Annotated in this window: 3 protein-coding genes; 2 read left to right on the top strand and 1 reads right to left on the bottom strand. The window is 72.8% G+C overall.

Features of this window, described 5'->3' with window-relative positions; all coding sequences use genetic code 11:
• Both ACWENR_RS29965 and ACWENR_RS29960 read left to right on the top strand, forming a co-directional pair.
• Nucleotides 1–1,434, top strand: a 1,434-nt coding sequence (locus tag ACWENR_RS29965) for a sulfatase-like hydrolase/transferase (protein ID WP_452280302.1), incomplete at its 5' end; no start/stop codon positions are given.
• A 236-nt stretch (nt 1,435–1,670) separates the two neighbouring features.
• Nucleotides 1,671–2,954, top strand: coding sequence for a citrate synthase (locus tag ACWENR_RS29960; protein ID WP_452280301.1), 1,284 nt, complete (start codon nt 1,671–1,673; stop codon nt 2,952–2,954).
• Between the two features lie 129 nt (nt 2,955–3,083).
• On the opposite strand, the gene ACWENR_RS29955 is transcribed toward ACWENR_RS29960, so the two are convergent.
• The coding region (locus tag ACWENR_RS29955) for a glycosyltransferase family 4 protein (RefSeq protein WP_452280300.1) at nt 3,084–4,040 on the bottom strand (957 nt) is incomplete at its 5' end.

Genomic DNA, 4,040 nt, shown 5'->3' with positions numbered 1-4,040 from the left:
GTCTTGAAGTCCGCCGGTTCCTGCCGTAGAAATTCTTCAGCAACATCAAACAAACTGAAGACAACTTCCCCCTGTGCCTCGTGCGGCGGCTGGTACCGCAACGCCACCGGGGTCGGCGGCTGGACGCCCTACGCGCTGCCGGCGATGCTGACCGGCCGGTACCCGCGGCGCGAGGCGGCGCCGCACTACTCGCAGTACCCGGACAACCTCTTCACCGCCTTCGGCGGCCTCTACGACATCCGCGCCGAGGAGAGCATCACCCGGCTCTGCCCGCCCAGCCGCTGCGAGTCCCCGGTCACCCCCGAGCAGGGGATGGGCGTGCTGGTCCGGGAGACCGGCGGGCTGCTGCGCCGGCTGGCCGCCCCGGTGGACAGCCGGGTCGACCCGGAGGACTCCTACCGGGAACGCACCCGCGCCGAGGCCGGCATCGACGACGCGGAGCCGGTGCCGGCGGACCCGAAGTTCCGCTGGGACAGCCTCAACGCCAACCAGCCGGCCCGGTTCACCAGCTTCCTGGCCGGGTTGCGGCCGGCGGCCCGCCCCACGCTGCACTTCCTGCACCTGCTGATGCCGCACTCGCCGTGGGCGTACCTGCCGTCGGGGGTGCGCTACGACGCGCCGGAGGACCTGCCGAACGACGGCGACGGCTGGGCGGAGCTGGCGCGGCGACGCCACCTCGCGCAGCTCGGCTACACCGACCGGCTGATCGGCGAGACGCTGCGCACCCTGCGGGAGCGCGGCCTCTACGACAAGGCCCTGCTGGTGGTCACCGCCGACCACGGCGTGAGCTTCACCAACGGCGCGCAGGGCCGGGGGATGGACGCCATCCGGGCCGCCCCGGGCGAGGTCGCCTGGGTGCCGATGTTCGTCAAGACCCCCGGGCAGCGGGCGGGGCGGGTCGACGACCGGAACTGGCAGCACGTCGACCTGCTCCCCACCGTCGCCGACGAGGCCGCCATCCGGCTGCCGTGGCCGGTCGACGGCCGCTCCGCCCGGCAGGCCCCGCGCGCCGAGCAGGGCAAGGTCTTCTACGACCGCCCCGGCGAGCCCACGCCGATCCCCGGGGGCGTGCCGACGCCGCCCGCCCCGCCCGCGCCGCATCCGCTGGTGGGCACCGTCGTCGGCGACCGCCCGCGCGGCGGCACCGCGCGGGTCTTCGGGCTGTCCGCGTTCCGGGCCGTCGACCCGGACGCCGGGCGGCTGCCGGCGGCGGTCTGGGGCGACCTGCCGGACGAGGTGCCCGACGGGACGCTGCTGGCGCTGGCCGTCAACGGCCGGGTCGGGGCCGTCGTCCCGGTGGTCGGCAGGGACGCCGGCGGCCGCCGCTTCGCCGCCCTGATCGCCGACGACCGGCTCTTCCACGCCGGCGCGAACCGCCTCGACGTCTACCGGATCGCCGCCGACGGCACGCTGAGCCGCCTCGATCTGTCCTGAGCCGGTACGGGCCGCCCGCGACGGGCGACCGACCCACCGGTAGCGTTCCCATGCCTTCGTGCCGCCGGGGACGCCCCCGCGCGGCCCGCGGCCGACGGGGTTTCCCCGCCCGCTGGTCGGGAATCGGGTGACGCATGCCTCACCGCCGAACCACGGCGGGCGGTATCCCCGCGACCGTGATTACGGTAAAAGCGAAGGCAATTCAACGCAGATCTGCCGGCGAAGCGAGGGACCACATGACGGAAGTCAAGCTCGATCACCCCGGTGGGCAGCTTTCGATGCCGGTGCAATCCGCGGTCGAGGGCCCCGCCGGCATCGGAGTGGGCAAGCTGCTCAAGGAAACCGGGATGACGACGTACGATCCCGGCTTCGTCAACACCGCGGCGTGCTCGTCCGCGATCACCTACATCGACGGCGACGCGGGGATCCTGCGTTACCGCGGCTACCCGATCGAGCAGCTCGCGGAGAAGTCCTCGTTCCTGGAGGTCTCCTACCTGCTGATCTACGGCGAGCTGCCGACCCAGCAGCAGCTGACCGAGTTCAGCGAGCGGATCCGGCGGCACTCGCTGCTGCACGAGGAGATGCGCCGCTTCTTCGACGGCTTCCCCCGCGACGCGCACCCGATGGCCGTGCTCTCCTCGGCCGTGAGCGCCATCTCGACCTTCTACCAGGACAGCCTGGACCCGTTCGACTCCTCGCACGTCGAGATGTCCACGGTCCGGCTGATGGCCAAGGTCCCCACCATCGCCTCGTACGCCTACAAGAAGTCGATCGGTCAGCCGCTGCTGTACCCGGACAACTCGCTGGGCTACGTGGAGAACTTCCTGCGGATGACGTTCGGCGTGCCGGCGGAGCCGTACGAGGTCGACCCGGTGATGGCCAAGGTCCTGGACATGCTGTTCGTCCTGCACGCCGACCACGAGCAGAACTGCTCCACCTCGACCGTGCGGCTGGTCGGCTCCAGCAACGCCAACCTCTTCGCCTCGGTCTCGGCGGGCGTGAACGCGCTCTTCGGCCCGCTGCACGGCGGCGCCAACCAGGCCGTGCTGGAGATGCTGGAGAAGATCCAGGCCGACGGCGGCGACGTCGCGTCCTTCGTCCGCAAGGTGAAGGACAAGCAGGACGGCGTCAAGCTGATGGGCTTCGGCCACCGGGTCTACAAGAACTACGACCCGCGCGCGGCGATCGTGAAGAAGGCGGCGCAGGACGTGCTCGGCCGGATGGCCAAGCCGGACCCGCTGCTGGACATCGCCATGCAGCTGGAGGAGATCGCGCTCGCCGACGAGTTCTTCGTCTCCCGCAAGCTCTACCCGAACGTGGACTTCTACACCGGCCTGATCTACAAGGCCATGGGCTTCCCGACCAAGATGTTCACGGTCCTGTTCGCGCTGGGCCGGCTCCCCGGCTGGATCGCCCAGTGGCGCGAGATGATCAACGACCCGGAGACCAAGATCGGCCGGCCGCGGCAGATCTACACCGGCTCCGCGGAGCGCGACTACACGCCGGTCGCCGAGCGCTGACCGCCGCCGTACGCCGAAGGCCGCCGACCCGCACCGGGTCGGCGGCCTTCGCCGTCTCCGGCCACCGTCACGTCCACCCGCCCGGCGGTGGGCACCCGTCGCACGTGCGGCAGGTATCCGTGCCCACCCTCAGCGCAGGCCGGCGGCGGCGAGGAGGTTGCCCTCGGCGAGCGACGGGAGGGCGCGGCCGTGGGCCATCCGCTGCGCCGCCCGCTCGGCGGTGAAGGCGGGCTCGCCGGCGATCGCCGCGGCGTACGCGGCGCCCGTCCGCTGCGCGATCGCCGCCCAGCCGTACCGCTCGTGGACCATGGCGCGGGCCCGCCGGGCCAGCTCGCGCGCCCGTTCCCGGTCCGACAGCAGGGCGTGTACGGCGTCGGTCAGCCCGTCCGGGTCGTGCGGCCGGAAGGTCATCCCGGTGATGCCCGGCTCCACGATCTCGGCCAGCCCGCCGGTCGCCGCGACGGCCAGGGGCGCGCCCGCCGCGGCGCCCTCGAGGGCGACCATGCCGAACGGCTCGTAGATGCTCGGCACCGCGAAGCAGTCGGAGGCGGCCATCACCGCGGGCAGGTCGGTGCCGCCGAGGAAGCCCGGCATGCTCACCGTGCCGGCCAGGCCGAGCCGGTGCACCTCGGCCTCCAGCTCGCCGCGGTACGGGCCGTCGCCGACGATCACCGCGCGCAGCCCGGGGTGCCGCTCGCGCAGCCGGGGGAGCCCGGCGATCAGGTGCTGCACGCCCTTCTCGTAGACCAGCCGGCCGGCGAAGGTCACCAGCGGGCCGGCACCGGCGAACCGGGCCCGGGCCTCGGCGACCGCGGCCACCGGTGCCCGCCAGCGGTGCGGCTCCACGCCGTTGGGCACCACGTCCACCCGCCCGGCCGGCACGCCGAACAGCCCGGTCACCTCGTCGCGCATGTATCCGGAGCAGGCGATGACGCGGCCGGATTCGCTGGCGAGCCAGTGTTCGACGCCGTGGATGGTGCGGTTCATCTCCTCGGGGAGCCAGCCCTGGTGTCGGCCGGCCTCGGTGGCGTGGATGGTGGTGACGAGGGGGATGTCGAGGTGTTCGCGCAGGGTGATGGCGGTGTG

Source organism: Micromonospora sp. NPDC004336 (assembly GCF_053602615.1).
This window is presented reverse-complemented; position numbering and strand designations above follow the sequence as displayed.